This is a genomic window from Synechococcus sp. R60.1 (assembly GCF_047461835.1).
In the GTDB taxonomy this organism is placed as follows: Bacteria; Cyanobacteriota; Cyanobacteriia; order Thermostichales; family Thermostichaceae; genus Thermostichus.
This window is the reverse complement of sequence record NZ_JANSIA010000129.1, coordinates 1-3249: the sequence shown is the minus strand read 5'-3', so window position 1 is coordinate 3249 and position 3249 is coordinate 1. Positions and strand designations below refer to the sequence as shown.

Annotated in this window: 3 protein-coding genes; 2 read left to right on the top strand and 1 reads right to left on the bottom strand. The window is 57.4% G+C overall.

Annotation, left to right across the window (positions count from 1 at the left end; translation table 11 throughout):
* Positions 1-322: 322 nt before the first annotated feature.
* On the top strand, positions 323-664 hold the full coding sequence (locus NW834_RS13180) for a DUF3155 domain-containing protein (protein ID WP_049749658.1): 342 nt from the start codon (positions 323-325) through the stop codon (positions 662-664).
* Between the two features lie 224 nt (positions 665-888).
* Entirely contained in the window at positions 889-1146 is a 258-nt protein-coding gene (locus tag NW834_RS13175) for a DUF3146 family protein (RefSeq protein WP_414341649.1), read from the top strand.
* Positions 1147-1327: 181 nt separating this feature from the next.
* Here NW834_RS13175 and NW834_RS13170 read toward each other — a convergent pair.
* Positions 1328-3249 (bottom strand): primary-amine oxidase (locus NW834_RS13170; RefSeq protein WP_414426343.1); only part of this gene is annotated, 1922 nt, incomplete at its 5' end.

Here is a 3249-nt window from a genome sequence, read left to right as displayed (position 1 = left end):
CATCGGCATCTGACTTTCTTCGCAGGTGTCAGAGCCCGTGGATCCCCTATCAATATCAGCAGTCAACCTAGCAAACGCCCAATCGCCAGCTCTCTTTGCAGGCGATTGTTGGAGGATTTTTTGTTCGGAGAAAGGTTCCCGATTAGATTTTTTGGGCGCGTCCATAAGTAACCCTTCAACGGCTTTGAGGGCGACTGCTGTCTTTATTGCCTTTGTAAAAGATGATAACAAAAATGGGTAAAAGTTATTGCTTTTCTTAAGCAGCGCTGATATATTCTTTGCGGTTGCGGTTGTTCGGTCATCCTTCTACAGGAGGCTTACATTGGTTAGGAGAAGAAAGCGTAAGAGCCGCCGTCGTCTGGAAGGGCGCAAAATTTTAGATCACATTCCTCAATTTAATTTGGACAGTGGTGAAGAGAAGTCTGTAACCGCTGCTCGAAAATATATTCAGGAGAAGTCTATTCAGCCCCCCGCGCTGATTTTGGTGCGACGAAATGAACATACAGTTGATCGGTTTTTTTGGGCGGAGAAGGGGTTGTTCGGCGCGCAATATGTCGAGGAGAACCACTTCCTTTTTCCCAGCCTGCGAGCTTTGTTAGCAGAGGTTGCGGCTGAAAAGCCAGAGAAAAAATCCTCGAAGACCCTTGCAACTGCCGCTCGCTAGCTTCTGGCCAGCTTTTCCTACAGCAGGAGCCCAGGAAACAGCCCCCCTACCCTGGGGGGTTTGTTGCAGCCGCTCTCAGAAGATCGAAAGAACTGACCCTGTGTACGGGATCCCTTTCACTCAATGGGTTGAGCTTCTGATACCTCACTCCCCATGCTGGATCTGCTGGCGGCAGCGAGGGAGCCACGCGCTACCCTACAAGGGATCCCGTCGGGAGATGCCGGATGAGCCGACTGCCTCAGACCACTGCCCACATCCAAATTACCCGCCGCTCTTGGCAAGAGGGTGCCATTGAGGGGGAAGTCAATGCCAATGGTTGGGTTTGGCGCTTTTGCTGGTGCTTTCGGGCCGGGGAACTCAGAGTGGAGCCTTCTGTGGGGCGAGCTTTGATTTGCGAGCCCTTGAGCCGCTTTCTGGAAAAATCCGACTATCTGCTGGAACCGGGCAGCAACTACTCGTTTGTGATTCGCAGCAGCTTGTGAACTCTCAATCTGAGCAGATCTGAGCAGAGCTTTTGCCCAGCACCAAAGACCGGGGCTGAGCAATGGAAGGCACCTGCTACGGTGACCCAGAAACCAGGTCTCAAGCCCCGTGGGCGAAGAGTGCCTCCCCTCTCACTCCTGTCGCGCCCAAGCTGTTCGCACTTGAAAGAATCCTCGCCCTCTAGGCAGGGGGGTAGTCAATAAAGCTGCAGCAGCCTTTGGTCTTCGGCGGGGGAGGAGGCACATCCAGAGCTGGGTTGCACTCAAAGAAGCCCAGGGGCTTGAGCATAAAGCCGATGTAGCTAACCGGCATCACCGGCCAGTCCTCGGTGCGGGGGAAGTGATTGCAGCCAAAGCTATACCAGAGCACCAGGCGGGTGTTTTCCAGGGAGCGGTTCGCTTGCGTCCATTGCACCAGCCCTTCGCCACCGGGGTGTTGGTTGGGGTAGTCCCCTGCTGGGAACTTCTCGCCGGGATGGTAGGGCGTGGCCCAGAGGTGGTGGGCCAGGTATCCTGCCCGTCGGTACAGCCAAGAGTTGGGGTGGGCCAAAAGCTGGACGTTTTCCCCCGGCATCAGTTTGTAGGCCACCGGCTGTCCCAGGCGGTTGTGGCGATTGGGGTTGACAATCTTCCAATAGCGGCCCCGCAAGGGATCCACCGTTTGCTTAGCCTCCTGCTCGGTTTTGAGCAGGGTGGAGCGGGCGCGAAAGGCGTTGCCGTGAGGGTTATCCGGCCCCAGAGGCAGAGGTTCTGCATGCACTTCATAGAGGGAGTTGCACGGCCCATCCACCGCCATATCGAGGCGGACAGTGAAAAAGTGCTGGTGGTTGAGGCCAGACAATTGGGGTGCCACCAAGACGCCAAACTCCGGCTCTTCCCCCGGCAACGTGGCGCAAGTGTTGATGATGCCGGTGAGCTTGGCTTCAAACTCCAGCGTGCCATCCTGGTAGAAGTACCAGAAAAAGCCGTAGTCGTAGTTGCCAATGGTGGTGAAAAAGGAAAGCACCAACCGCCGCGAGCGCCGCACCTGCGCCCGTTCCGTGCGCCAGTCGGTGTGCTTCCAAAGGATGCCAAAATCCTCCTCGTGCATGCAGACGGCATTTTTCAAAAGCATGGGCTCACCGCTGTTGGTGGGCAGCCAGGCATCGAAGTAGTAGATTTCCCCCAGACAGTCGCAGCCCAGCTGCAGGGAATTGGCCTGCATGCCAATGCCGTATTCCCCCACATCAAAGGCATTTTTGCGACAGTGGGGATCCCGCGGATCCCCGTAGGGCACCACCATCTCGGCTACCGAAGCCCGATAGAGAATGGGGCGAAGGCGGCCTTGATCCTCGTAGCTCACCTGGTGGAGGACGAGCCCCTCTCGCGGGTTAAAGCTGATGCGCAGATCCCACTTCTGCCAGCGGATGTGGTGGCCGTCCACCTGGAAGCTCACCCCTTGGGGCTGAGTGATTTCTAGCGGCTTCAAGTCTTGGCGAAAATCTTTGAAAAACAGCTCGTCGAAGTTACCGGACTCCGGCGGCAAGGGCCACAGACCCCGATCCTCCACCTTGACAACTTGCATGCGGTTGAGGTCAATCCAGGGGTAGAGCCCCTCGATGGGGCGGGCATAGCCGTTGTCGCAAGGGGAAGTACGTAGGAAACAAAAGCCTCGCACCAGCCGCCGCCCTTCTTCTTCCGGGATCCCGAAGTAGCCCACCGTCCAGTAGTCCACCATCACCAAATCCACATCGGCAATCCCCCGCCGCTGCAGAGCCGCCAAAAATTGGGGATCCTCCTTGAGCAGGCGGTCGCAGGCGTACACCTCATCGTCGAGCAGAGGGGGCTGCACGCCCGCAATGAGCTGCCAAGAGCGCACCTGCTGTGTTGACAGAGAGACCACGGCTTCGTAGGTGTTGCCAGCGGCGGGATCCAACAGCACCACGAAAGCCTGCCGATCCCACGGCTGCCCCGGCTGCCAAGTTTCCATCCAAGGCCGATCCGGCTCGTGTAGCTGGATGGTTACAAAGCGCCACTGAGAACTGAGGGGCCGTTGCCGGCGCAGGATCTGCACCACTTGCCGCATTTCCTCGGCGCTAAGGGGATCCAAGGGGTGGCCTTGGG

Coding starts and splice junctions, on each gene's coding strand:
- NW834_RS13175 (WP_414341649.1), top strand. CDS start 889: ATGAGCCGACTGCCTCAGACCACTGCCCACATCCAAATTACCCGCCGC.